The 25,638-nt window shown below is 67.6% G+C and carries 21 protein-coding genes; 17 read left to right on the top strand and 4 right to left on the bottom strand.

Annotation, left to right across the window (positions count from 1 at the left end; translation table 11 throughout):
• Positions 1 to 19: 19 nt before the first annotated feature.
• The 4 genes from rpsR (at position 20) to ACIOTO_RS07740 (ending at position 2,002) form a co-directional block, all read left to right on the top strand.
• Positions 20 to 274, top strand: coding sequence for a 30S ribosomal protein S18 (rpsR, locus tag ACIOTO_RS07725; RefSeq protein ID WP_017829850.1), 255 nt, complete (start codon positions 20 to 22; stop codon positions 272 to 274).
• An 11-nt stretch (positions 275 to 285) separates the two neighbouring features.
• Complete coding sequence (gene rplI, locus ACIOTO_RS07730; protein WP_029264267.1) at positions 286 to 738, top strand: 50S ribosomal protein L9; 453 nt, start codon at positions 286 to 288, stop codon at positions 736 to 738.
• Between the two features lie 326 nt (positions 739 to 1,064).
• On the top strand, positions 1,065 to 1,514 hold the full coding sequence (locus ACIOTO_RS07735) for a hypothetical protein (protein WP_400857299.1): 450 nt from the start codon (positions 1,065 to 1,067) through the stop codon (positions 1,512 to 1,514).
• A gap of 128 nt (positions 1,515 to 1,642) precedes the next feature.
• Positions 1,643 to 2,002: a hypothetical protein gene (locus ACIOTO_RS07740; protein ID WP_400857301.1), complete on the top strand. Its 360-nt coding sequence runs from the start codon at positions 1,643 to 1,645 to the stop codon at positions 2,000 to 2,002.
• A gap of 314 nt (positions 2,003 to 2,316) precedes the next feature.
• On the opposite strand, the gene ACIOTO_RS07745 is transcribed toward ACIOTO_RS07740, so the two are convergent.
• Entirely contained in the window at positions 2,317 to 3,864 is a 1,548-nt protein-coding gene (locus tag ACIOTO_RS07745) for a chaplin family protein (RefSeq protein ID WP_400857302.1), read from the bottom strand.
• Between the two features lie 103 nt (positions 3,865 to 3,967).
• The gene (locus ACIOTO_RS07750; RefSeq protein WP_400857303.1) at positions 3,968 to 4,972 is read right to left on the bottom strand and encodes a hypothetical protein; all 1,005 of its coding nucleotides are present in this window, start codon (positions 4,970 to 4,972) and stop codon (positions 3,968 to 3,970) included.
• Between the two features lie 531 nt (positions 4,973 to 5,503).
• Between ACIOTO_RS07750 and dnaB the strand changes: the two genes are divergently transcribed.
• The 6 genes from dnaB (at position 5,504) to ACIOTO_RS07780 (ending at position 14,618) form a co-directional block, all read left to right on the top strand.
• The gene (gene dnaB, locus ACIOTO_RS07755; RefSeq protein ID WP_029264272.1) at positions 5,504 to 6,877 is read left to right on the top strand and encodes a replicative DNA helicase; all 1,374 of its coding nucleotides are present in this window, start codon (positions 5,504 to 5,506) and stop codon (positions 6,875 to 6,877) included.
• A 137-nt stretch (positions 6,878 to 7,014) separates the two neighbouring features.
• Positions 7,015 to 8,229, top strand: coding sequence for an ROK family protein (locus ACIOTO_RS07760; protein WP_400857304.1), 1,215 nt, complete (start codon positions 7,015 to 7,017; stop codon positions 8,227 to 8,229).
• Positions 8,230 to 8,369: 140 nt separating this feature from the next.
• Complete coding sequence (locus ACIOTO_RS07765; protein WP_262002380.1) at positions 8,370 to 9,722, top strand: extracellular solute-binding protein; 1,353 nt, start codon at positions 8,370 to 8,372, stop codon at positions 9,720 to 9,722.
• Positions 9,682 to 10,662, top strand: coding sequence for a carbohydrate ABC transporter permease (locus tag ACIOTO_RS07770; protein ID WP_400857305.1), 981 nt, complete (start codon positions 9,682 to 9,684; stop codon positions 10,660 to 10,662). The genes ACIOTO_RS07765 and ACIOTO_RS07770 overlap by 41 nt, the downstream gene beginning before the upstream one ends.
• Positions 10,662 to 11,549 carry a carbohydrate ABC transporter permease gene (locus ACIOTO_RS07775; RefSeq protein ID WP_400857306.1) on the top strand — a complete coding sequence of 296 codons (888 nt, stop codon included), beginning with the start codon at positions 10,662 to 10,664 and terminating at the stop codon, positions 11,547 to 11,549. The genes ACIOTO_RS07770 and ACIOTO_RS07775 overlap by 1 nt, the downstream gene beginning before the upstream one ends.
• A 45-nt stretch (positions 11,550 to 11,594) precedes the next feature.
• Positions 11,595 to 14,618, top strand: coding sequence for an alpha-mannosidase (locus ACIOTO_RS07780; protein ID WP_400857307.1), 3,024 nt, complete (start codon positions 11,595 to 11,597; stop codon positions 14,616 to 14,618).
• A 69-nt stretch (positions 14,619 to 14,687) separates the two neighbouring features.
• Here ACIOTO_RS07780 and ACIOTO_RS07785 read toward each other — a convergent pair whose 3' ends face one another.
• Positions 14,688 to 17,180, bottom strand: coding sequence for a glycosyl hydrolase 2 galactose-binding domain-containing protein (locus ACIOTO_RS07785; protein ID WP_400857308.1), 2,493 nt, complete (start codon positions 17,178 to 17,180; stop codon positions 14,688 to 14,690).
• Between the two features lie 49 nt (positions 17,181 to 17,229).
• Between ACIOTO_RS07785 and ACIOTO_RS07790 the strand changes: the two genes are divergently transcribed.
• Entirely contained in the window at positions 17,230 to 17,364 is a 135-nt protein-coding gene (locus tag ACIOTO_RS07790) for a hypothetical protein (protein ID WP_269319675.1), read from the top strand.
• A 3-nt stretch (positions 17,365 to 17,367) separates the two neighbouring features.
• Here ACIOTO_RS07790 and ACIOTO_RS07795 read toward each other — a convergent pair whose 3' ends face one another.
• Positions 17,368 to 18,723: an alpha-L-fucosidase gene (locus ACIOTO_RS07795; protein WP_400857309.1), complete on the bottom strand. Its 1,356-nt coding sequence runs from the start codon at positions 18,721 to 18,723 to the stop codon at positions 17,368 to 17,370.
• Positions 18,724 to 18,904: 181 nt separating this feature from the next.
• On the opposite strand from ACIOTO_RS07795, the gene ACIOTO_RS07800 reads away from it, so the two are divergent.
• The 6 genes from ACIOTO_RS07800 to ACIOTO_RS07825 all read left to right on the top strand — a co-directional run bounded on the left by ACIOTO_RS07800 (position 18,905) and on the right by ACIOTO_RS07825 (position 25,556).
• Complete coding sequence (locus tag ACIOTO_RS07800; RefSeq protein WP_400857310.1) at positions 18,905 to 20,176, top strand: ABC transporter substrate-binding protein; 1,272 nt, start codon at positions 18,905 to 18,907, stop codon at positions 20,174 to 20,176.
• A gap of 60 nt (positions 20,177 to 20,236) precedes the next feature.
• Entirely contained in the window at positions 20,237 to 21,112 is an 876-nt protein-coding gene (locus tag ACIOTO_RS07805) for a carbohydrate ABC transporter permease (RefSeq protein WP_029264277.1), read from the top strand.
• Positions 21,113 to 21,116: 4 nt separating this feature from the next.
• Positions 21,117 to 21,986 carry a carbohydrate ABC transporter permease gene (locus tag ACIOTO_RS07810; protein ID WP_400857311.1) on the top strand — a complete coding sequence of 290 codons (870 nt, stop codon included), beginning with the start codon at positions 21,117 to 21,119 and terminating at the stop codon, positions 21,984 to 21,986.
• 49 nt (positions 21,987 to 22,035) lie between these two features.
• Positions 22,036 to 23,616, top strand: a complete 1,581-nt coding sequence (locus tag ACIOTO_RS07815; RefSeq protein WP_400857312.1) for a hypothetical protein — start codon at positions 22,036 to 22,038, stop codon at positions 23,614 to 23,616.
• Positions 23,617 to 23,724: 108 nt separating this feature from the next.
• Positions 23,725 to 24,453, top strand: a complete 729-nt coding sequence (locus tag ACIOTO_RS07820) for a hypothetical protein (RefSeq protein WP_400857313.1) — start codon at positions 23,725 to 23,727, stop codon at positions 24,451 to 24,453.
• A gap of 74 nt (positions 24,454 to 24,527) precedes the next feature.
• Positions 24,528 to 25,556: a LacI family DNA-binding transcriptional regulator gene (locus ACIOTO_RS07825; protein ID WP_400857315.1), complete on the top strand. Its 1,029-nt coding sequence runs from the start codon at positions 24,528 to 24,530 to the stop codon at positions 25,554 to 25,556.
• The last annotated feature ends 82 nt before the right edge of the window (positions 25,557 to 25,638 follow it).

Below are 25,638 nucleotides of genomic sequence, written 5' to 3' on the forward strand. Positions count from 1 at the left end.
TCATCACTAAGGAAAAACAATGGCTGGAAAGTCGAGCGGCGACCGCCGCAAGCCGCGGAAGGGTGGCAAGCCCACCGCTCCCGCGAAGTCCATCCGGGTCGGTGTCATCGATTACAAGGATGTCGCCACCCTTCGCAAGTTCGTCTCGGAGCGCGGCAAGATCCGTGCCCGTCGTATCACCGGTGTCTCGGTGCAGGAGCAGCGTCTGATCGCCACGGCGATCAAGAACGCGCGCGAAATGGCGCTCCTGCCCTACGCTGGCGCCGGCCGGTAAGGGGTATCGAGATGGCAAAGCTGATTCTCACGAACGAGGTCGCCGGGCTGGGTAGCGCCGGTGACGTTGTCGAGGTCAAGAACGGGTACGCCCGGAACTTCCTCATCCCGCAGGGCTTCGCTACGGCGTGGACCCGTGGTGGCGAAAAGCAGGTCGCTTCGATCCAGGCCGCGCGTCAGGCACGCGCGATCCACGATCGTGACGACGCTGTCGCGCTGAAGAACGCTCTCGAGGGCACCAAGGTGCGTCTCGCGGTCAAGGCCGGCAAGGAGGGTCGTCTCTTCGGCTCCGTCAAGACCGACCACGTCGCGGATGCTGTCGCAGCCGCCGGCCTGGGTTCGATCGACAAGCGCAAGGTGCACATCCCGTCGCCCATCAAGGTGACCGGTGACCACGAGGCGACCGTGCGTCTGCACGAAGACGTCACCGCAGTCATCACGCTGCAGGTCGTCGCCGCCAAGTAAGGCACTTCCCGGAACGCCCCCTGTCCTTCGGGACAGGGGGCGTTCTGTGTGTGCCGGGGTGTGTTTCGGCGGTCCCGGCGGTCCCGACATCCGGTGCGGGCAGTGAACGGTGTGGCAACGAGGCGGCGGTCGGCGTTCGTGTCGTGTGCTGTCGCATCTCATTGGCCAAAGGTCTTAGACCAGTCGCGACAAAGTCTGGTCGAAGGTTCTCAGCCTTTCGGCGTAATGAGTTTGCCTCCTACGCCGTCTCTCCAGTGTGAGGGTGGTTCGGCCGAAAGGGGGCCGGGCAGCAGGAGGGTGAGGGAATCGTGAAGGATCGAAGTCGCGTGGATCGGCTGTTCGAAGAGCTGGAGGCCGAGTCCGGTACCAGTGTGGAGCGTCTCGCCGACCGGGTGTCGGCGCTGACTCGCATGGACATCGAGATCGACGTCCTCGACGATGCGGAGTGGACCGCGGTCGCGCCGTTCGTGCTCGCCGAGGGCGATCGCGTGCGGATACCGGTCCGCGGTTCCGACCCGCGCTGGTTCCGATTGCATGCCGTGACCCATGAGCTCGCGCACGTGCTCTGCGGGCACTCGCGGTGCGAGACCCTGCCGATGGCCTTCGACCATCTGAAGAATCCGGCTCGCTCTCGCGCGCTCGCCGGAGCCGGGGGTGTGTCGGCTGCGGCCTCTCCTGAGATCTCTGCGGCAGAGGCGGAAGCGGAGGCCGAGGCGGAAGAGCTTTCACTGCGTCTGAGCGCGTTCGTCCACGCGCCGAGTCTGGCTCACGCCTAGGCGCTCATGCGGCGGGCCCGGCCCGGCGGCGTCGGCGACCGTCGCGGGTCCGTCACTTCGTCAGCGCGTCGGATGCCCCGAATAGACTGGCGCTTCCGGCGCGCAGCGGCTCCGGGGGAGGGGACGCCATGGGGAAGCGCAAGACGCCGGAGCAGTTGGCGGATGAGGAGCGGCGTTACCGGCTGGCTCGCGGCGCACACACTCCGGAGGAATTCGCCCAGCTCGTCGACGACCCGAATCAGGGGATCCGTGCCGCCGCCGCCCATAATCCGGATGCCGATGCGCACGCTCTGGCCCGCTTCGCCACGGACCGGTTCTGGGGTGTGCGGATCGAGGTGGCCCATCACTCCAATGCCACCCGTGAGCTCGTGCTCGGCCTGCTCGAGGCCGACCCGCGCAAGCGCGGCGTGGTGCATCATGCCGCCCGTGAGCGCCTGAGCGCTGAGGGCGTCGCCTTCGATGGCGAGGGCCTGCCCGTCGTCGACTGAGTTCGCGGCGCTACACCTGTCGGGAGTTTCCTCCGTGTGAGGAGCCGGGACGGCGTGTTCTCCCGACATCCGTCCGAACTCCCGACAGGCGGCCGGGGATTCCGCATCTTTGCGGCATGAAGCGCTGTTCTCCGAGCGAACTGCGGTGGGTAGGGCGCGACGGATGCCCCGTGGTGGGGTCCACGGGGCATCCGCCCTTGTCGCGCCGGCGTCGAGCGACGAGCGGGGGACCCGTCGGCATGGGGATGGACACCGTGCGCACCGGCGATGCGGGGTCTCCTCCCCCGAGGACGACCGCACCGCCGGCGTCTTCGCTACGCCGTCATCCGGCGACGGCGCAGGAGTCCGGCGCCTGCGAGGAGGAGCAGGGCAGCGCCGAGGGCGATCAGTCCTTCGGTCGGAGCGCCGCCGGTCATGGCGAGCCCTTCCGCCTGGCCGGTCGTCGCCGCGCCAGAGGCTGTCGCGGCACCGGTCGACGTGCCCGGGTCTGTTCCGGGGTCGGTGCCGGGGTCGGTTCCGGGGTCGGTTCCGGGGTCGGTACCCGGGTCGGTTCCGGGGTCAGTGCCCGGGTCCGTTCCGGGGTCAGTCCCCGGGTCCGTTCCGGGACCGGGGTTGGTCACCGTCGCCTCGCCGACCACCGAGATGGCGTTCCCGCCGATCGTGATCGGCAGCGTCACCGGCAGCCCCAGCTGGGTGCCGCCGAGGATGCCGTCGGTTCCCGTGGTGGTGTTGCCTCCGGTGGTGGGTGCGGTGGGTGCGGCGGTGGTTCCGCCGTTGCCGGTGACGGTGGCGTCGTCGAGGGCGGAGATCGCGTTGCCGGTCACGGCCACGGGGGCGGTGACGGGTGCGGTGATCTGGGTGCCCCCGAGGATGCCGTCATCGCCGGTGGTGGTGTTGCCGCCGGTGGCGGGTGCGGTGGGTGCCGGGGTGCCGGCCGCGCCGGATCCGGTTGCCGCGCTGTCGCCGAGCAGGGAGATCGCGTTGCCCGACACCGTCACCGGTGCCGTCACGGGTGCGATCGCCTGCGTGCCGCCGAGGATGGCGTCATCGCCGGAGGTTTCCCCCGTCGTGGCGGGGGCGGACGTGCCCCCGGTGCCGGCCGTGCCGGATCCGGCCGAGCTCGTGTCACCGAGCAGCGAGATCGCGTTGCCCGACACCGTCACCGGTGCCGTCACGGGCGCGACCACCTGAGTGCCGCTGCCGATCCCGTCGTCACCGGACGTCGTGCCCGATGCCGCCGGAGCAGAGGATGCCGGTGCTGCGGCTCCCTCTCCACTCGGTGCAGCGCTCTCAGAGTCGCCGAGCAGCGACACGGCGTTGTCCGTGACGGTGATCGGTGCATTGACCGCGAGCAGTGCCTGCGTGCCCGAGAGCACGCCGTCCACGCCGTTCGTGGTCACGAAAGGTGCCCCGGCCGGGGTCTCGGCCTGGGGAGCCGAGTTCTGGGGAGTTGCGGCCGGGGCACTGGTCGATGAGCTGTCGTCGAGCACGCTCACCGCGTTGCCCGACACGGTGACGGGCACGTTCACGGTCACCACTGCCTGGGTGCCGGATGCCGTGCCCGAGGACCCACTGGTCTCCGCAGCGGGTGCGGGGGCCGGGGCGGGCGCTGGTGCAGGTGCCGGTGCCGGTGCGGGTGCTGGTGCGGGTGCTGGTGCGGGCGCCGCGACGACGTCGCCGAGCACGGAGATCGCATTGCCGACCGCCGAGATCGGTGCCGAGATCGCTGTCTCCACCTGCGTGCCGGAGAGCAGTCCGTCGTCTCCGGATGTCTCGGCCGCATTGGCGGCCGTCGCACCTAGGAGCGTGATGCCCCCGGCGATGAGCGTGCCCCACAGGGCTCGCTTGAGGTAAGTGCGCATGATCGTTTCTCCTGACTGGATGGATCGTCTGATGGGTGCGCGCGATCAGAGTGCGCGCGCAGCACGGCATCTGTCGTCCCCGGGGGAACGACGTGACGGTCCGTCAGTCAGGAGAGACGTCGGTGTCGGCGACCGGCGACGAAGGAAGCACGTCGTCGGCTGCGCCGGATGTCCGCTCGCCAGCACGGAGCGGAGCAGGGTCCACATCGCTGAGGCGCGCGTGGGCAGGGCTGGACCCTCCGCCGGGGCCGGCGGAGGAAGAAGCGGGTACGGGGGTGCCCGGCGGACTCCCGGACGGAGCGCCCGCGGGCGCGGTCGCAGCGTCTTCCGTGGCCGGGGCGGACTCGTGCGAGACGAGGTCCGCGACCGAGAACGACACGGCGGATGCGCGCGCGGATGCGGCGACCGAACCGCCGAGGATCGGTGCGGAAGTCGCCTGCGTCGCGGAGACGGCGGCGACGGTCGCCGGAGGAACCGGGGGATCGACGACACCGGTACCCGGGGTCGGATCGGGTGTCGTCGGATCGAGCGCCTCGAGCACGGGCGGCACGGTCCCGTTCGTCACCTCTCCGAGGAGAGCCGTCGTGTCGTCGACCGTTCCGACCACATCGCGTACCGCGGTGACCACGCCGAGGTCGGACACGAGTCCGCCGACGACGGGGACGCCCGCGACGGTGTCGAGGATCGGGTCGGTGATCTGCGCGACCGGCGAATCCGTCAGAACCTCGGTGACCGGGGCGACGACCGCGTCGACCGTCTCGGTGACGGCGTGCACGACCGGCGCGGTCGCAGGACCCACGACCGGGGTCTTGTCGACCGTCTTCGTCACGGTCTCGACGACGGCGGGAACGGCCTGCTGCACGGGGGCCACGACCTTCGTGACGACCGGTGCGACGACCTTCGAGACGACGGGGGTCACCGGGGCGGTGACGGCCGACACGGTTTCGCTGACGATCGAGGTGAGCCCGTCGAGCGGGCCGTCCTGCTGCTCATCCGCGTGGGCGGATCCGCCCCCGAAGAAGAGGGTGAGTGTCGCCCAGGCGAGCGCTCCGACGGCGCCCCAGAGGACCACGGCAGGAACGCCGCGTCGGGTGGCCGGAACGTCCACGTCGACCTCCCCCTCCGAAGGCAACGTACCTCGACGCAGGTGCATCGATTGCGGGCGACGATACTCGCGAGCAGACCGTCTGTCTAGGGGGTTTTGCGCGCGTTTCCGGGGATGTCCGGTTGTGACGCGCCCGGTGAAATCTCGGCTTGACTTTCCCCAGGTTCTACACATCCCCCTCCCGAGAGGGGCAACCTTCAATGCGCGATTTAAACTGATTCCCATCCACAGGCTGGGGAAACAGCTAAACCCTGGTCAGGACAAAGAAAAAAGTTTGAACTCGCACCCATCCACGGGGTTATCCACACCCGTTGTGCACAGACACTCCGACTTTGTCCGCACGCTTTCCACATGGTTATCCACAGGCCGTGTTGCATGTGGAAACAGTCGCTCGTAGCGTGGGCGAGCGACCGAATGTCGGAGGCACCTGTTTCGCTGTGCGAAGCGGCAATTCTTGGCCGAGAGCCACGCGGCCCGCCGTCGGAACGCCTCATCAGAACATCGCATCGGAAACGTCGCATCGAAGGGAAGACTGTGTCGATCGCCGACATCTCAGAGGAGCGGATGGGCGCGAAGCGCGCGCCCGAGCGTACCCCTCCTCACGACCTTCTCGCCGAGCAGAGCGCGCTGGGCGGAATGCTCCTCTCGAAGGATGCCGTCGCCGACGTGATCGAGACGCTCAAGGGCGCCGACTTCTACATCCCGAAGCACGAGCTCATCTTCGAGGCGATCCTCTCGCTCTACTCGCACGGCGAGCCGACCGACGTCGTCGCCGTCACCGACGAGCTCATCAAGACCGGCGAGCTGGGTCGCGCCGGCGGCGCCGACTACCTGCACACCCTCACCTCGATCGTCCCGACCGCGGCCAACGCCGGGTACTACGCGGGCATCGTCTCGGAGCGCGCCATCCTCCGCCGCCTCGTCGACGCCGGCACGCGCATCGTGCAGCTCGGCTACGCGGGTGAGGGCGACGCGACCGACATCGTCAACAACGCGCAGGCCGAGATCTACTCGATCACCGGATCCGAGACCGCCGAAGACTACGTCCCGCTGCAGATCGCCGTCGACGCGGCGCTCGAAGAGATCGAGGCCGCCAGCGGTCGCGACGGCTCGATGACGGGTGTCCCCACCGGCTTCCGGGAGCTCGACGAGCTCACCAACGGCCTCCACGGTGGGCAGATGATCGTCGTCGCTGCGCGTCCCGCCATGGGTAAGTCGACCCTCGCGCTCGACTTCGCGCGGTCGGCCTCCATCGGCCACAACATCCCCTCGGTCTTCTTCTCGCTCGAGATGGGCAAGAGCGAGATCGCGATGCGTCTGCTCAGCGCCGAGGGCCAGATCCCGCTGCAGAACATGCGCAAGGGAAACCTCGACCCCCGCGACTGGACGACCGTCGCCGCGACCCGAGGCCGCATCAACGACGCGCCGCTCTACATCGACGACAGCCCCAACATGACGCTGGTCGAGATCCGCGCGAAGTGCCGTCGACTCAAGCAGCGCGAGGGCCTGCGCATGGTCATCATCGACTACCTGCAGCTGATGACCTCGGGCAAGCGTGTCGAGTCGCGTCAGCAGGAGGTCTCGGAGTTCTCGCGAAGCCTCAAGCTCATCGCCAAGGAGCTACAGGTTCCGGTCATCGCCCTGTCGCAACTGAACCGTGGTCCCGAGCAGCGCACCGACAAGAAGCCCGCGATCAGCGACCTGCGTGAGTCCGGCTCGATCGAGCAGGACGCCGACATGGTCATCCTGCTGCACCGCGACTCGGTGTACGACAAGGACGTGCGTCCCGGCGAGGCCGACCTGATCGTCGCCAAGCACCGTAACGGACCGACCGCCACGATCACCGTCGCGTTCCAGGGCCACTACTCGCGCTTCATGGACATGGCCCCGGGCGGCGACTTCAACTGACGTGGGGCGGCGGGAGCGCGCCTCCATGCGTCCCGCTTGAGGCGTGAACTCGAGGGCCCGGGTTTGACCGTTGCGGGGCGCCGCCGCGATCATGAGGGTTCACGCGCCGACGGTGGCGCACGGGTGAGGAGCGGAATATGCAGCGTGGGTCGAACCTCCCTGCTGTGGGCGTCTACAACCAGGCGCTCGTCTTCGACCTCATCCGTCGGTCGGAGGAGGGGCTCAGCCGCAGCGAGCTCGCCGAACGCACGGGGTTGTCGACGCAGACGCTCAGCAATGTCACTCGCCGACTCGCTAACGAGGGGCTGATCGAAGAGACCGGGAAGGTCATCTCGGGGCCGGGAAAGCCCCGGACGCTCCTCGCGCTGCGGTCGGATTCGCGCTACGCGGTCGGGGTGCATCTCGACCCGGCCGTCGACACCGTCGTGGTCGTCGATGCCGCCGGCGCTGTCGTCGCTCGGACCGAGCAGACCCCCGGAGGCGCTGATGCGTCGCCGGATGAACTCGTGGACCGCCTCGGAGACAGCCTCCGATCGCTCATCGTCGAGGCGCGCCTTCCTGTCGAGCGCGTGCTCGGGATCGGTGTGGCGGCGCCGGGACCGTTCGACCGCGACGCGGGTCGCCTGCTGAATCCGCCGCTCCTCCCCGCCTGGCACAACGTGTCGGTGCGCACGGAGCTGGAAAGGGTCAGCGGGCTGCCGACGCTGCTCGAGAAAGACGTCGTGGCGACGGTCGTCGGGGAGCAGTGGTTCGATGCAGGGCAAGAGCTCGCCGACGCGATGTTCCTCTACTACGGTGCCGGACTCGGCCTCGGGCTCTCCGTCTCGGGGGCGCCGGTGCACGGCAGGACGGGTAACGCCGGCAATATCGCGCACATCGTCGTCGACCCGGAGGGTCCGCTCTGCACCTGCGGATCGCGCGGCTGCATCGGAGTGATCATGGAGCCGCGAATACTCCTGGCCCAGGCGGAGCGGACGACTCCGCCGAGCGGCACGGGAGATGCGCGGATGCAGCTCGAGCTGCTGTCTTCTTTGGCCGCCGCCGGAGACAAGGGGGTGCTTGCCGCCCTGGAGAGCGCGGGGAGGCACCTCGCAACGGCGATCGTCGAGGTGAACAACCTCCTCGATCTCGGCATCGTCGTCCTGGGGGGCCCCGCGTGGTCGAGGCTCGGTGAACGGCTTCTCCCGGCGCTGGATCACTGGGTGCACACCACCGCGGTCAGCACGTCCACAGCACCCGTGCAGCTGCGCCCCTCGCAGATGGGAGCGGACGCGGCCGCCGTGGGGGCCGCGTGCCTCGTGCTCGACGACGCGCTCACGGCGCGGCCGTCGCGGCTCATGATCAGCCGCTGACCGCGGTCTGCCGTCATCCCGAACGGCATAGCGTTCCGTGACGGAACTGTTACGAGGCCCTGTCTCCCCAGTTATCCCATTTGATAGGGTTATCCGTCTGAGGCCTCAACAGCGAGGTCCGCATGCAAAGGAGCAAGCAGATGCGAACGAAGCCCTTCGCCGCCATCGGCGCGATCGCGGTCGGCGCAGTCGTCCTCTCGGGATGCGGTGCGTCCGGGGACGCGGAGACGTCCGACAGCGGAGACCGCACCATCACCGTCGCGTACCAGATGACGTCGGCGTTCCACCAGCTCGACGACCTCTTCCAGAAGGTCAAACCCGAGTTCGAGGCCGCGAACCCCGGTGTGACGGTCAAGCTCCAGCCGATCGAGTCCGAGGACGAGTACTTCACCAAGCTCGCCCTGATGAACGGCTCGCCCGACACGGCACCCGACGTGATCTACGAGGACACCTTCCAGCTGCGCTCCGACGCCGCTGCCGGCTACCTGCTCCCGATCGACGACTACCTCGCCGACTGGGATGACTGGGACCAGTTCTACGACGCAGCGAAGGAGGCCGGACTCGGTGGAGACGGCAGCACCTACGGCATCTCGATGGGCACAGACACCCGCGCGATCTACTACAACAAGGAGATATTCGCGGCGGCCGGGCTCCCCACCGACTGGCAGCCCACGTCGTGGCAGGACATCCTCGACGCTGCCGAAGCGGTGAAGGCGTACGACGCCGACCTGATCCCGTTGAACATCTACGGCAGCAAGAGCGCCGGTGAGCAGACGTCGATGCAGGGTCTGGAGATGCTTCTCTACGGCACCGAGTCCACCCTGTACGACGCCGACTCCGACAAGTGGGCGGTGGGCTCCGAGGGCCTCACCGACGCTTTCGGCTTCTACGACACGCTCTACAAGAACGATCTGGCGACTCCGCTCGATCTCGCCCTCGACTCGACCATCGGCAGCCGCGTCTCCACCGAGCTGCTCCCCGAGGGGAAGCTCGCCATGGCCATCGACGGTTCCTGGCTCCCGGGCGGCTGGATCAGCGGTGAAAGCGCCTGGGACGGCTGGGAAGACACGATCGGTCTCGCCAAGATGCCGACGCAGGACGGCGGCGACCCCGGCTACACCTCGATGTCCGGGGGCTGGACCCTCGCGGTCGGCTCTCAGACCAAGCACCCGCAGACGTCCTTCGACTTCATCGCGATGGCGCTGAACCAGGAGAACTCCCTCAAGTACGACACCGAGAACAGTCAGATCGCCGTCCGCGAAGACGTCGCGACCGACGATGCGTACCTCTCGTACAACCCGACCTTCGCGTTCTTCTCCGACCTCGTGCAGTACACGCACTTCCGTCCGACCACGCCGGACTACTCGCAGATCACCAGCGCGCTTCAGCAGGCCACCGAATCGGTGATCACCGGAGAAGCGAGCCCGGAGGATGCCGCCAAGACCTACGACGATGCGCTCACCCAGATCGTCGGTGCGGACAACGTCGAGTAGGAATCCCGCAGTGACCTCCGCTTCCGCAACGCACAGCCCGGCCCCGGTGCCCACCGGGGCCGGGCGGCGCGCCCCTCTCCGCGAGCTGATACGCTCCGTCCCGCTGCTGCCCGCCGTGGTGCTGCTGGTCGTGTTCCTGCTCGGGCCGATCATCTACGCCATCTGGGGATCGTTGACCAACCGCGCCCTCACGGGCTACCGGGCGGCGCAGCCCGAGTTCGTCGGACTCGACAACTACGTCTCGCTGTTCACCGACCCGAACTTCTGGACGGCGCTGGTCCTCACGGTCATCTTCGTGCTGTTCTCCGCGATCATCGGCCAGAACGTGCTGGGCCTCGGCGTCGCCGCGCTCATGCGCATCGGTTCGAAGTCGGTCAACAGCGTGGTCGGCGCACTCGTCGTCGTCGCTTGGGTGATGCCCGAGATCGTCGCCGCCTTCGCCCTCTACGCGTACTTCTCGAAGGACGGCACGCTCAATGCGCTGCTCGAGGCCATCGGCATCCCTGCGGTGAGCTGGCTCATCGAGTACCCGATGTTCGCCGTCATCCTCGCCAACGTCTGGCGCGGCACGGCGTTCTCGATGCTGGTCTACGGAGCCGCCCTCAACGAGGTGCCGCCCGAGGTGATGGAGGCGGCACAGATCGACGGTGCGAACGCCGCCCAGCGCTTCTTCCTCATCACCATCCCGATGATCCGCCGCTCGATCTCGACGAACCTGATGCTCACCACCTTGCAGACGCTCGGCACCTTCGGTCTGATCTGGGTGATGACCAAGGGAGGGCCGGGCGTCTCGAGTTCGACACTCCCTGTCCTCGCCTATCAGGAGGCCTTCCAGTACTCCCAGATCGGCTACGGCACGGCGATCGCCGCGGTGACCCTCGTGCTCGGCGCGATCTTCGCGATCTTCTACATCCGCATCCTCAAGCCGGAGGTCGACTGATGACTGCCACGGAAGCAATCGTCCGCCCCGCCGCGCGGCGTGGTCAGCGGATCTCCGTCGCGACGCCGGCGAAGCGTCGCTCCGCGTGGCTCGCCAACACCGTCCTGATCGCGATCGGGGTCGTGTTCCTGGTGCCGATCGCGTGGATCGTGTTCTCCTCGGTGTCTCCGTCGGCCACGGTGTCGATCTCGGTGCCGGAGAGTCTCACGTTCGACAACTTCGTCTCGGTGTTCGACTGGTCGATGACGCTGCTGCCGTTGTGGAACTCGGCGCTGATCTCGTTCGGAACCGCCTTCATCACCGTCGTCGTCGGCGTGCTCGCCGCGTATCCGCTCTCCCGGCACAACTCGCGGTTCCAGCGCGGTTTCATGTACTCGGTCCTGTTCGGCTCCTGCCTGCCGATCACGGCCATGATGGTGCCGGTCTACGCGCTCTTCGTGCAGTTGAAGATGCTCGATTCGCAGGTCAGCGTGATCCTGTTCATGGCCGCCACATCATTGCCCATGGCCATCTGGATGCTGAAGAACTTCATGGACTCGGTGCCGGTCTCCCTCGAGGAGGCCGCATGGGTCGACGGCGCCTCCGCCATGCGGGCGCTGTGGACCATCGTCCTGCCGCTCATGCGCCCCGGTATCAGCGTCGTCTTCATCTTCGTGTTCACGCAGGCGTGGGGGAACTTCTTCGTCCCGTTCGTCCTGCTGTTCAGTTCGGAGAAGATGCCGGCGGCCGTCGCGATCTTCACCTTCTTCGGCAACCACGGCGCCGTCGCCTACGGGCAGCTCGCCGCGTTCGCCACGTTGTACTCCGTGCCGATCCTCGTCCTGTACCTGCTCGTGCAGCGTCTCTCCGGCAGCAGCTTCGCGCTGGCCGGCGGCGTCAAGGGCTGATCCTCGCCTCCTCGCACAATCTCCTCGATCCAGAAAGCACCACACATGCATGACCGCACCGCGCTCATCGAGATGCGCATCGACCGATTCATCCGCGAGCGCCTCCGTCCGGCACGTCACCGCCTGAGCCACCCGCTCGAGGTACGCGCGTGGGAGGTGCCGGGGGAGCCGGTGCCCTTCGCGGATGCCGTTCAGGCGGACTACCTCCCCACCGCGGTCGGCGCTCCGTGGGGGCGCCCCTGGGGCACGACGTGGTTCCGTGTGAGTGGGGAGGTCCCGGCCGAATGGCGCACGGCATCCGGCGAACTTCCTGACGGCACCAGGGCAGAGCTCGTCGTGGACCTCGGGTTCACGGCAGGACAGAGCGGTTTCCAGGCCGAGGCTCTCGTGTGGGGCCTCGACGGAACTCCGATCAAGGGCATCTCGCCGTTCAACAACGCTGTCGCGGCGGCGGTGAAGTCGGACGGCCGCATCGACGTGCTGCTCGAGGCGGCGTCCAATCCCGACGTGGGTAGCATCTTCACTTTCGACCCGACCGCGCTCGGCGACCCCGAGACCGCCGGTGCCGATCCGATCTACGTACTCCGCGTGGTCGACGTGGCCCTGCGCGACCTGACCGTCGAGTCACTGCTCGACGACACCGTGATCCTGCGGGGGCTCCTCGGTGAGCTGGATGCTTCGTCGCCGCGGCGGGCGGAGATCGTGCAGGCGCTGGATCGGATGATCGACCTCGTGGACCCGCATGACGTCGCGGGCACGGCGGCAGCGGGCCGTGAGGCGCTCCGAGAGGTGCTGGCGAGTCCCGCCCATGCCAGCGCGCACGTGCTGCATGCCGTCGGGCACGCGCACATCGATTCGGCCTGGCTGTGGCCGGTGCGCGAGACGGCTCGCAAGGTGTCGCGGACGTTCTCGAACGTGCTCTCGCTGATGGACGAGAACCCCGGCGTCGTGTTCGCCAGTTCGTCGGCACAGCAGTTCGCCTGGATCAAGGAGCGCTATCCGGAGATCTGGGAGCGGCTGGTCGAGCGCGTGCGCGAGGGCCGCTTCGTTCCGGTCGGCGGCATGTGGGTCGAGTCCGACACGAACATGGTCGGCTCCGAAGCCCTCGCCCGCCAGTTCGTCGAGGGCAAGGGCTTCTTCCTCCGCGAGTTCGGGATCGACACCCCCGAGGTCTGGCTGCCCGACTCCTTCGGCTACAGCGGCGCCCTTCCGCAGATCATCAAGGCCTCGGGATCGAAGTGGTTCCTCACGCAGAAGATCTCCTGGAACGAGACGAACCGGATGCCGCACCACACGTTCCTCTGGGAGGGCCTCGACGGAACGCGCGTGTTCACGCACTTCCCTCCGGTGGACAAGTACAACTCGGACGCCTCGCAGGCCGATCTCGCGCATGCGCAGCGGAACTTCCAGGACAAGGGCAGAGCCCGTGTCTCGCTGCTGCCGTACGGTTACGGCGACGGCGGAGGCGGACCGACCCGGGAGATGGCTGCGCAGGTCGCGCGCGCGGGGTCGTTGGAAGGGTCGCCGGTCGCCCGGCATTCCACGCCACGGGCGTTCTTCGAGCAGGCCGAGTCCGAGTACCCGTCGCCCGAGGTGTGGAGCGGCGAGCTGTATCTCGAGTTCCACCGCGGCACGTACACGAGTCAGCTGCGCACCAAGCAGGGCAACCGTCGCAGCGAGCACCTGCTCCGCGAGGCCGAGCTCTGGGCGGCGACGGCGTCTGTCCGAACCGGACGCGCCTACCCGACCGAGCAGCTCAAACGCCTCTGGCAGCTCGTCCTCCTCCAGCAGTTCCACGACATCCTGCCCGGAACGTCGATCGCCTGGGTGCACCAGGATGCCGAGCGCAACTACGCGGCGATCGCCGTGGAGCTCGAGCAGATCATCGCCGATTCGCTGCGTGCGCTGGTCGGCGAGGGCACGCGCAGCCTCGTGGCCAACGCGGCCCCGCACGGGCATGCCTCGGTCGGCGCGCTGGCGATCGGCGAGGCGGATGCGGTCGCACCGGTCACGCCGGTCGCGGCGGACGGCGGGTTTGTGCTCGACAACGGGCTCGTGCGTGCGACGATCGACGCCCGGGGGGTGCTGACGTCGATCATCGACCTGGCGAGCGGCCGCGAGGTCGTGCCGGAAGGTCAGAACGCCGGCGTCTTCCAGTTGCACCGGGACACCCCGACGCAGTGGGATGCCTGGGACATCGACGAGCACTACCGCCGCAACGTCACCGACCTCCTCGAGGCGGACGGCATCGAGATCGTCGACGGCGCCGTGGTGATCTCGCGTTCCTTCGGCGCGTCGACGCTGGTGCACAGCATCCGTCTCGACGAGGGGTCGCGAACCCTGAAGCTGGCTGTCGACATCGACTGGCACGAGCAGCAGAAGCTGCTCAAGCTCAGCGTCCCCGTCGACGTGCACACCGACCACGCCGCCTCCGAGATCCAGTTCGGGCACATCGTGCGTCCGACCCACACCAATACCTCGTGGGATGCCGCGCGCTTCGAGACCGTGGCGCACCGGTGGGTCAGAGTGGGCGAGAGCGACTTCGGTGTCGCGGTCACCAACGACTCCACCTACGGTCACGACATCACCCGGCATCCGCGTGAGACGGGCGGCACGTACTCGACCGTGCGGCTCTCGCTCGTCAGGGCTGCGCTGTTCCCCGACCCGCAGCAGGACCAGGGCCGGCATCATCTGGAGGTGGGCATCGTCGTCGGTGGCGAGCTCGTCGACGCGATCGCCGAGGGGTACCGCACGAACCTCGTAGAGCGCCGCATCGAGGGCGCCGACGATGTGAAGCCCCTCGTCTCGATCGATCACCCGGGTGTGGTGGTCGAGGCGGTCAAGCTCGCCGAAGACGGCAGCGGCGACGTCATCGTCCGTCTGTACGAGGCTCTCGGGCGTCGCGCAGACGCCACGGTCACCGTGGACTTCTCGAGCGGCGACGCCAGCGAAGTGGACCTGCTCGAGCGTGAGAGCGAGCAGGCGGTGCTGACGGGTCAGGATGCCGACGGCATCCGTCTGGCGCTGCGTCCGTTCCAACTCGTGACGCTGCGGCTGCCGCGGGCCTGAACCGGTGAGGGGTCTCCGTCCGTGCGGAGGCCCCTCAACTGTTCAACGGCGGGTGATGGCGGCAGGGTGCTACCGCCCGGCGACCAGCTGGTTCCCGGATCGCGCGACCAGCGGACCGAGAACGGTGGCGGCGTCGAGCTCGGCCACACCGTCGATGCGGAACACCGTACGCTCGCCGGGAAGCAGGGTCACCAGGCCGCGGTCGACGCGGGCGTCGGGAGACAGCCGGTCGACGAGCAGGGTGAGGTCGCGCACCAGTGCGCCCGCCGTGACGGTCAGCAGGTGCCCGCCGCCGTCGATGCGCTCCACCTCGGCGGTGAGGCGCGGCTCGGCGAGAGCGCTGTCGCGGGGTTCGGCGAACCACCAGAGCCCGCGCGCTCCGGACACATCGGCGACGATCAGCTCGGCGGAGACGTCGCCGGGCGTGGCGACGGCATCCGGAATCGCAACGCGCGTCGACTCCCGCGGAGCGATCGACACCGCCACCTCGACCGAGGCATGCACTGTGCCGTCGAAGCCGATCCGTCGCAGCGAGAGGCTGTCCGACCAGGTGTCATCGGTGTCGTTGTGCAGCACGGCTTCGAGGCCGTCGCCGGCGGGCTGCACCGTCACCACGCGGGGTGCGAAGGCGTTCTTGATGGCGAAGAGCAGCGGCTTCTCGCGTCCGTCGCCGTCGATCGCCGCCCACGAGGTCACGGGCCAGCAGTCGTTCAGCTGCCACACGATCGCGCCGGCGTTGTGCGGAGCCAGTGAGCGGAACCAGTCGAGCGCGAAACCCACCGCATTCGCCTGATTGAGCTGCATGGCCCAGTGCCAGGTCTCGATGTCGTCGGGGATCGGGTAGTGCGCGACCAGGCCGGAACCCAGCTTCGCGTTCCCGTCGGCGGCCTTCTGGTGCACGATCATGCCGGGGGAGTCGGGCGTGATCGGATCGTCGGAGATGGACCGCGTCAGCGTCGACCACGCGGGCGGCCCCTGCCACCCGAACTCGGCGACGAACCGGGGGCGATGGTCGCGGTACGTCGGCCAGTCCCGCCGGTTCCACTGCTCCCACAGGTGCATGGTGCCGTGCGCCTCGTCATTGGGATGCGGGCCGGTCTGCTGACGCCCGTCCCACCCCGCGCCCGGGCTGAAGGGGCTTCCGGGTGCGTAGGGAACGTGCGGGGCGAGCTCGTCGATGATCGCCGGGAACAGCTCGTAGTAGTAGTGGGCGCCCCAGGTCTTGCCGTCGAGCAACGTCTTCCAGCCCCAGTCCTCATACCCCCAGGTGTTCTCGTTGTTGCCGGTGAGCAGAGCGAGTGAGGCGCGGTGGGCGAGGCGTGCGACGTTCTCCCGCGCTTCCGCCTCGATCTCGGCGCGCAGCGGATCCTCCTCCGCGTACGCGGCGCAGGCGAACAGGAAGTCCTGCCAGACCAGCAGGCCGAGCTCGTCGGCGAGATCGTAGAAGTCCTCGGACTCGTAGATTCCGCCGCCCCAGACGCGGATCAGGTTGAGGTTCGCCGCCTTCGCCTGCTCGAGTCGGGTGCGGTACCGATCCCGGTCGACTCTGCTCGGGAACGCGTCGTCGGGAATCCAGTTCACGCCCTTCACGTAGATCGGGCGGTCGTTCACGAACAGGGTGAACGGTGTGCCGGATGCATCCGCGGTGGTGTCCCAGCGCAGGTCGCGGAACCCGACGCGTCTGGTCGCGGAGTCCAGCGCCGTGCCGTCGTCCAGGAGGGCGATCTCGACGTCGTACAGCGGCTGGGTGCCATGGCCGGCGGGCCACCACCGTTCGACGTCGCTCACCCGGACCTCGATCTCCGCCGACGTCTCCGAGGCGGCGATCGGAACCGTCTGCGCGGTCCCGGCGACCTCGACCCTCAGGTCGAGCGGGAGTGCCGAGGCGCGCTCGACCTCGACGGCGACGCGCACCGTGCCCTCCGTGCCGTCCGGTGTCGCATGGACGCGGACGTCGCTCAGCCGGGCGTCCGACCAGGACTCCAGACGCACCTCGCGCCAGATGCCGCTCGAGTAGGTGGCGATGCCCCAGTCCCACCCGAAGCTGCACGCCGACTTGCGCAGGGCGTTGAACGGCGAGGGGTAGGGGCGTGGGCGCGCACCCAGCGCCACGCTCTGCGCGTCGGCGTACCGGACCGGGCTGCGGAAGGCGACGGTGACCGTGTTGTCGCCGGTGGTGAGCAGGTCGGTCACGTCCAGTCGATAGGAGCGATGCTGGTTGGCGACCTCGGCGATCACCTGCCCGTTCACGGTGACGGTCGCCACGGTGTCGAGCCCGTCGAACACGAGCTCGTGACGATCGGCCGCCTGCTCCTCCGACTCGAGCGCGAAGCTGCCCTCGTAGGTCCAGTCCACGAGACCGATCCACGCGAGGGCGGATTCATTGTCGTCGAGGTACGGGTCGGGGATGAGGCCCGCCCGCAGCAGGTCGAGATGCACCACACCGGGGACGACGGCGGGGATCCACGCATCGGCCACCTGTGCGGGGCCGCCGTTCGGGCGGACGCGCCAGCCCTCGGCGAGCGGACGGCGGATGAGGGGAAGGGGGGACGCGACGCTCACGGGACGGCTCCTGCTTCGACGCCTCTGCGGTTCCCACTCTGGAAGGAGCATGACGGCGACGGGGGTGGGGGATGATGACGGCATCCAGCTTCGCAGCTTCGTCGACCGGGAGGGGGATTGGCGGCACGAGTCGGGCGAGGCCGCGGGGATCCACCTGATCCGGACCGCCGCCATCATTCCGTGAGGGCTACGTGGCAGCCCCCGCGGTCGTCTCTTCCGCCCGCACTATGCCTGCGCGGAAGCGGATGCGGATCACCGGTAGGGGGCCTGCCGGCCGAGCCCGCGGGATCGAGATGACCAGGTTGCCCAAAGGGTCGTCGCCGCGGGCGTGCGCGGGATCGACCACGGCTTGGAAGTGGAGGTCTTCCCCGGTGGTCAAGAGCTCCACGCCGAGCACGGACTGAGGCCGAATGCCGCGCACGGTGGCGGTCTCGTCCGGCCAGGCGACGAGGTGGAGGTACAGGTCGTTCGCGTTGACGGTCGTCGGGCCGTAGAACTGCCAGGGCTCGAGTCCCGGTCGAGCGCCGATCACGCTCTCACGGTGGGTGCCCATCCAGCCGGCGATCTCGCCGAGCGTCTTCTCCTCTTCGGGCGGCAGAGCGCCGGTGCTGCTCGGCCCCACGTTCAGCAGGAGCGAGCCGCCGTTCGCGACACAGTCGACGAGCGTCCGGATCAGGTGTGCGGTGGTCTTGTAGTCGTGGTCGCTCGGATCCCATCCCCACGTGTCGTTCATGGTGATGCATGCTTCCCAGGCGTCGCTGAGAAGCTCCGCAGGGATCGACTGCTCCGGCGTCACGTAGTCGCCGATGCCGGGGAGGCGGTCGTTGAGGACGATGTCCGGCTGATGGGAGCGGATGTGCCTTTCCAGTTCCGCGCTGTCCCATTCCCCCTCGGTGCGCTCCCACCCGCCGTCGAACCAGAGCAGATCGATCCGCCCGTAGTTCGTGAGCAGCTCGGTGAGTTCCGCCTTCATCCCTTCGCGGAACCTGGCCCACTGGGCGGGCGTCGCGCGCGGGTACTCCTCGAACGCATACGGTGCGAACTCGGTGCGCCATGCCGGATAGTCGGGATCCGACCAGTCGGAGACGGAGTAATAGAAGCCGATGCGGAGTCCGGCCTCTCGGAAAGCGTCCACGTAGTCGCGGACGAGGTCGCCACCGCGAGCCCCGTAGGGAGACGTGGAGATGTTCAGCGGCGTCGCCTCACTCGGCCAGGATGCCCAGCCCGAGTGATGCTTCGTCGTGAAGACGGCGTACTGCATCCCCGCATCCCTCGCTGCCTGTGCGATGGCGTGAGGATCCCACTCTCGAGGGTCGAATTCGTCGGCATCCCGGAAGTAGTCCACGGCTTGTCGGGCGTGCACTCCTGTGCCGTCATCGCTGGTGAGCCCGACCATCGGCCAGGACAGATCGACTCCGAGCTGGCTCGCCTGATCGAAGTGGATGAACAGTCCGAACGAGGCGGAACGGAACCAATCGAGGCGGGAAGGGCGGGCGGAACTCGCGGCGGAAGGTGCCGGAGTGGGATGCGTGGCGATGGGCATCTGCTCTCTTCGTCCAGGGCGTGATCGGGGTCGTATCGCCCACAGATGCGAGCACTTGACAAGGCGACGCGCATCAATTTACGCTCGCCAACAGCGTTAGGCAACCGGTTACCTAAATATCGGTTCGGTCATGAGAGAAACCTCGACGACGTCCTCGCTTCCCGATAAAGGAGATCCTTCAATGAAGAAGTCGCAGCAGCGGATGATCCGCTCCGCCAGTGCCTTCACCGCCGTCGTGACGGTCCTGGTTTTGGGCGGTTGTTCATCCGGCGATCCGTCGACGATGACCGAGGACGGTCGTACCGTTCTCTCGGTGTACGGCTGGAAGGGCGGCGAAGGTGAGCCGGCGAACGTCGCCGAGATCAATGCGGCTTTCGAGAAGGCGAACCCCGACGTCAAACTCGAGTTCGAGGCGATTCCCGCGAACGAGGCCTATTCGCAGCGTGTGCAGCCTGAGCTGCTGGCCGGTACCGCCGCCGACGTGATCATGCTGGACAGCAACCTTCTCGCGACATGGGGGAAGTCGGGGTACCTCGCGGACCTGTCATCTGCGCCATGGGCCGAAGACATCACCCCCGAGGTCGAGAGCTTCGCGACCTATGACGGCGCCGTGCTCGCCATGCCCATGGAGGCCATCGGCGTCGGCCTGTACTCGAACACGGAACTGCTCAGCGAGGTCGGCGTGAACGAGGTGCCTAAGGACTGGGACGGCTTCCTCGACGCGCTCGCCAAGTTGAAGGCTGCCGGCCACGACCCGATCACTCTTCCCGACAAGGCCGGGTGGACGGGCGCGATGGCGCTGCTGAACGCTGCGGCCACGACCGTCGACAAGGGCTGGGACGAAGAGTTCTCCGAGGGTGATGCGAGCTTCTCGGACTGGAAGCCGGCGGTCGAGCAGCTGCTCGACCTGCAGGAGCAGGGCTTCATCGATTGGAAGACCGAGCTCGGCGAAGACGAATGGTCGCAGGGCGCAGACGACTTCACGGCGGGCGACACGGGCTTCTGGCTCCAGGGAGCCTGGAACCTCGGCGGCGTCGCCGAAGCCGGAATCAAGAGTCAGTTCACGGCCTGGCCGGGTGGGGAGCCGGGCGTCGATCCGAACGAACTGCTGTTCGTGGGGACGATGTGGGGCGTCAACGAGGCATCCCCGGTGAAGGACGCCGCGGAGAAATACGTGGACTTCTGGTCTCAGCCCGAGAACCTCGATCTGTTCCTCCAAGCGGAGAACGCGATCTCTCCGTTCGAATCGGGCACCAGCCCGAAGAACGACGCGACGGGCGAGTTCCTCGCGTCCTACGAGGCAGGGAACTACCGCTTCATGCAGACGAACACCTGGATGGCGGGCGACGTGCAGACGCAGATGGGCTCTCGCCTGCAGGCGCTGTTCCTCGGTGAGATCACGACCGACGAGTTCCTCGACGAGATGGACGGGATCGCGAAGAAGGCGGATTAGTCCCGTTCCTGGTGCGGTCGCCCTCTCCGGCGGCCGCACCGCTCTCGCTGAAGGATTGTCATGATCTCCAAACGTCCCCTCGTCGCTCTCGGGTTCCTCCTTCCCGCGCTCGTCGTCTACGGGCTCCTCATCCTCTACCCGCTGGTCAACGGCCTCTGGCTCAGCTTCACGGACAGCAGCGGGGGCCCCCGGGCGAACTTCGTCGGCCTCGAGCAGTATTCACGACTGTTCACCGACGGGGAGGTCATCCGAGCAGTCGGCACGACCGTGCTCTACGCCGTCATCGTCGTCGTCCTGCAGAACCTCTTCGGGTTGCTCCTGGCCAGAGCGCTCTACAACCGGCCGCGGATCCGCAAACCGGTCAGCGTCCTCATCCTCATGCCGACGCTCGTCGCCCCGGTGATGGCATCGTTCATCTTCTCGTATCTCTACGCACCGGATGGAACGATCAACGAGGTGCTCCGCGCCCTCGGGCTGGACTCCCTCACCCGCATCTGGCTGGGCGAGACGAGCACAGCACTCGGCGCGGTGGCTCTGGTCAACATCTGGATGTTCGCCGGCTACTCCGCGGCGATCTTCCTCGCCGGGTACCTCGCGTTGCCCGCCGACGTCCTCGAAGCGGCCGACCTCGACGGTGCGACGGGATTCCGCCGATTCCGCACGATCGAATGGCCTCTCCTCGCCCCCTCGCTCACGGTGAACATCACGCTCTCCCTCATCGGCTCGCTGAAGGTGTTCGAGTTCCCGTTCGTGCTGACAAACGGCGGCCCGGCGGGATCAACCACCACGCTCACCCTCCTCGTCTACCGCAAGGTCTTCGGCGGGGCGGGCGAGTTCGCCTACGGAGTGACGATCGCGGTCCTCCTCCTCGTCATCGTCGTCGTGCTCAGCAGCGTCGCCACGTCCGTTCTGCGCATGCGCGAGAAAAGGATCTGAATCCATGTCCGCATCACTCCCCGCCCCGGCCCGGTCACGCGACCACCGCCTGTGGAACGCGGGCAGACGTCGGCTCGGCGACATCGGGCTCATCGTCGGCGTCGCACTGCTCGTGACTCCGTTCGCGTTCGCCGTGCTGACCGCGATCCGACCGGCCGCGGACGTGTCGGCGAATCCGCTCGGGTGGCCCGAACACCTGACGCTCGACAACGTCGTGGATGCGTTCCAGCGCATCAACTACGCGCAGAGCGTCGCGAACACCCTCATCATCCTGGTGTGCTCCTGCGTGCTGACCGTCGCCTTCGGCGCGATGGCCAGCTACCCGCTGAGCCGGATCGGGCGCTCCTGGACGAACACCACCTACCGCGTGTTCATCATCGGGACCACCATCCCGATCTATGTGCTCATCGCACCGCTGTACCTGATGGTCCGGGATCTGCACATCCTGGGCACGCATCTCAGCGTGATCCTCGTCTACACGGCCATGAACCTTCCGATCGCCGTGTTCTTCTACACCAGCTTCATGCGCCAGGTGCCGACGGAGCTGGAGGAGGCCGCGGCGATCGATGGTGCGGGTCCGCTGCGGATCTTCTTCGTCGTCATCTTCCCGCTGCTCGCACCCGTCACCGCGACGCTGGTGACGTTCATCAGCCTGGTCGTGTGGAACGACCTCATCGTTCCTCTCGTGTTCCTCCAGGGCGAGCAGAACCGCACGATCATGGCGAACGCCTATGCCCTGATCGACCCGAACACGGTGGAGCCGACGACGCTGTTCCCGGCGGCGCTGCTCGGCGTCCTGCCGCTGATCCTGGTGTTCAGCTTCCTGCAGCGCTATGTCGTCGCGGGGATGTCGGCGGGTGCCGTGAAGACCTGACCTCCGGTCCGAGCGCCCGCTCGGACCCTCCGAAGAAAGGAAGTGCACCATGCATTCTGTTCCATCCGCCGTCGCGGCAACGCGACAGAAGCCGGGCCGCTGGAGGGCCGCGATCACTGCCGCTGTCGGAGCCGCCGTCGTGTTGAGCGCCCTGACCGGGGCAGGAGCGGCACCCGCGAACGCCGCGGACACCACGTTCTTCGTCGATTGCGCGGCGACCGCCAACGGGACCGGCACGCAGGACAGTCCATGGAACTCGCTCGCCGCGATCCAGGCTCCGGGGGGTGCCTTCGCTGCGGGAGACTCGATCAGACTCAAAGCCGGCACGACCTGCGCAGGTTCCTTCACGGCGTCGGGGAGTGGCACTTCTGCGAAACGGATCGTTCTGGGCAGCTACGGCACCGGCGCGAAACCGATCATCAACGGGGGAGGCGGTGTCGAAGCGCCCGTCACCCTGAGGGACGTCAGTTACTGGACGGTCGACGGCCTGGAGGTGACGAACATCGCCGCGGCGGAGGGAAAGCGCAGCGGCGTGCTCGTGGAGAACACCGGCAACGAGGTGCGATCCGGCATCACCATCAAGAACCTCGATGTCCATGACGTCACCGGCCGCTCGGACCGCAACGCCGCAGACCGCTACATCTCGGCAGGAATCCAGGTTCGCCTGCCGGCAAAAGCCAGCGGGCTCACGGGATACTTCGACGGCGTCACCATCGAGGACAACTCGATCCGCGACGTGAAATCGATGGGTATCGCGATCGTCGGCTCCCCGAATGGGGACGACACCATCAACCACAACCGCAACGTCGTCGTCCGAGGCAACTCCGTGCTCCGCGCGGCCGCCGACTCGATCCTGATCGGCGTCTCCGTCGACCCCCTGGTCGAGCGCAACCTGAGCTATGACGCCGGACACGACGCGGTCAACCGTGGCGCGATCGCCGGCATCTGGGCCTACACGAGCGCAAATCCGGTTCTTCAGTTCAACGAGTCGGCCCGCACCGAGCCGGGGCCGGACTCGATGGGTTGGGACTGCGACTGGGGCATCACCGGTTCGTGCACGTATCAGTACAACTACAGCCATGAGAACGCCGGAGGGTTCTACCTCGAGTGCCTCACCTGCTTCGGTCCGGCACAGACCGACACCCCCGAGCTGGTCGTGCGGTACAACGTGTCGCAGGGCGAGGGGATCGTCAACGCGGGCAGCGGCGGCAACGCCAACGTCAAGCTCGAGATGTACAACAACACGCTCTACAACCCGGGCGGCGCGTTCGACATCCGGCTCGCTGCGAACTCGGTGGTCGCCAACAACATCTTCGTCGGCTCGAGCCTGACGCGGTTCGACACCGATCGGGGGATCACCGTCGACCGCAACGTCTATCACGGGTTCGCCGGCCCTGCTGCGGACGTCAACGCCATCAACGCCGATCCGCTGTTCGCCAACCCGGGAACGGGGCGCGACGGTCTCGACACCGTAGACGGATACAAGCTGACAGCCGGATCTCCGGCGATCGCAGCCGGCCGCATCATCTCCGGCAACGGGGGCCGCGACTACTGGGGCAATGCGGTGTCGGGGACGATCGCCCCGAACATCGGCGCCTACAACGGTCCGGTCGTGGCCAAGACGCAGTAGTGGTTCGACCGCAGGGTGTTCGAACGGTCGGCGCATAGGTCGTACGAACACCCTGCGGAGGTGGGAACCGAAGCGGTGGCCAGGGCAACAGACCGAAAGGAAGCACCAGTGAGACGACCGTACGTTGCGGCGTGCATCGCCCTCTTCATGGCGCTGGGGTTCTGCGCGTGCGCTCCCGCGCCCGTACCACCGGGTGACACCAAGAACGACATCGCCATGACCGTGAACGGAACGAAGGTTCATGCGGATGAGTTCCGGTACTGCGTCGGGCAGGTTCGCGCCGCTGTCTGGGACACCGCGACCAAGAAGGGGTGGGCCGTGGATGACGCGGGGCCGGTGCGCGACAGCCGTGCGGGCGAGCTGCTGGTGGATCAGGCAGCTGCCCGCTGCATCGACGGTGTCGTCCAGCGGCAGGGGGCGGTCCGCCTCGCACTCATCGACGACGCGTCCTTCAAGAGCCTGGTCGATCGGTGGAACGCCGACAACGCCGCCCGTCAGGCGGCCTCCGAGGCAGGGGAAGTGCTCTACGGGCCGGTCGAGAAGACCCTCGAGCAGTATGAGTTTCAGGAGATGGCGGATGCGGCATCGGAGCAGGAGAAGGCGGACGCCGCCGCGTTGACGGGCGATCCGGGCGCCCTGGATGCATTGATACGCGCTCGACCGGAGGCGGCCGAGAGGCTGGACATGGCGGCTCCCGAGGACCGTGCGATCGCCGCGCAGATCCTCGCGCGCGAGATGTTCGAATCCACACATGACCGTGCGGTCGACGACGCGGAGGTCACGATGAACGAGTCCTGGTTGTCGGGGCTGACGATCTCGGACCTGGTGGGGTCATAGAAATGCGCGGTGCGCGGCGGCTCGTGGGATCCTGAGAGGATGACGGGTCGGGAAGGAGCGCGATGAGGCGGCCGGTGACCTTGAAGGACGTCGCGGCGGAGTCGGGTGTCTCCGTGCCCACGGTTTCCCGCGTACTCAACGGCGGCGGACATGTCTCCGTCGAGACGCGGCAGCGTATCCATGAGGCCGCCGCGCGACTGGACTTCCGGCCCAACGCGCTCGCGCAGTCGTTCGCGCTGGGGCGCAGTTTCACCGTCGGTGTTCTCGCGCAGAAGGCATCGGGCAACTTCTCGACTCCCGTCATCACAGGGATAATCGCGGAGCTCAGCAAGCACGATGTCGCCGTGCTCGTCTACGACGATGAGGACAATGTCGCCGCCCGGCCGCAGAACCTTCGCACGCTGCAGGCCCGCCGAGTCGACGGGATCATCGTGGTGGGTGACGGCACGGACGTACCGTTCCCCTCGATATCGGAGTCGTTCCAGACGCCCGTGATCCACGTCTTCGGACTCTCGGACAACCCGGAGGACACGTGCTTCCTCCCTGACGATGTGCAGGCCGGGCGGCTTGCCGCCGCGCACCTCCTTCGCCAGGGGAGAACGAGGATCGCGCACGTGACCGCGATGGAGTATTCGCGGGCGGTCCAGGATCGTCTGAGCGGTTTTCGTGCCGAGCTCGCCGGAGCCGGCATCGAGATCGCGCTGTCGGAACCCCTGTTCGGTGACTGGACCATTCCGTGGGGCTACCGGGCCGGTCTCGAGCTGCTCGAACGGCGAGGTGAGTTCGACGCCGTGTTCTGCGGCAACGACTACATCGCTCTGGGCGTCGCCCGTGCCTTCGAACAGGCGGGGGTCCGGGTCCCGGACGACGTCGCATTGGTCGGCTACGACAACTGGTCGAAGTACAGCGGGAGTCCCGATCGATTCCTCACCTCGGTGGACCCGCAGCTGAACAGTCTGGGGCGAGTGGCGGCCGAGGCCTTGCTGGCGGATGATCCCGCAGCTCGACAGTCGGGCGTCAGCTATCAGCCGTGCGTCCTCGTTCCAGGGATGTCATCGGGAGCGATCGCCTCCGACGGTCTGGGCGCGATCGCGCTCAGATGAGCGTGTGAAGCGGAGGAGCCGGTAAACCCGTCCTCGCGCTGAGACGCGGGCCACCGTGCCGTGAACGGCGACGTGCCCTCCT

This window comes from Microbacterium sp. NPDC087592 (genome assembly GCF_044743585.1).
GTDB lineage: Bacteria > Actinomycetota > Actinomycetes > Actinomycetales > Microbacteriaceae > Microbacterium.